Below are 468 nucleotides of genomic sequence, written 5' to 3' on the forward strand. Positions count from 1 at the left end.
CACGGCACGCAGTACGTTGTGCTAGATGCCGACAGAGACGGCTTCGCGCAGATCGCAAGTTATCTGCGATCGCACCAAGAGGTCGAATCGATCAGCCTGATCTCGCACGGCACGGACGGCGCGATCCAGGCCGGTTCGACCTGGCTGACCGCCTCCGATTTCTCGGCCTACAGCGCGCAACTCGCGCAGATCGGCGCGGCCATGAAGCCGGGCGGCGACTTCCTGATCTACGGCTGCGACGTCGCCCAGCAGGCCGACGGCCAGGCGCTGGTGCAGCAGATCGCCGGCCTCACGCACCTGAACGTGGCGGCCTCGATCGACGCGACCGGCGCCGCCGCGCTCGGCGGCAACTGGACGCTCGAATACCAGGTCGGCCAGGTGCACACGACGCTGAACGAATCGGCCGCTGCCCAGGCGCAGTTCAACGAGCTGCTCGGCGTGACGGTGGAAACCTACGACACCGCCGCC

Annotated in this window: 1 protein-coding gene; it reads left to right on the plus strand. The window is 67.5% G+C overall.

Annotated features, from left to right (window positions below; translation table 11 throughout):
- Nucleotides 1-468, plus strand: a 468-nt coding sequence (locus FQ755_RS14295; RefSeq protein ID WP_144155219.1) for a DUF4347 domain-containing protein, incomplete at both ends; no start/stop codon positions are given.

Source organism: Paraburkholderia sp. BCC1885, assembly GCF_900996235.1.
Taxonomy (GTDB): domain Bacteria; phylum Pseudomonadota; class Gammaproteobacteria; order Burkholderiales; family Burkholderiaceae; genus Paraburkholderia.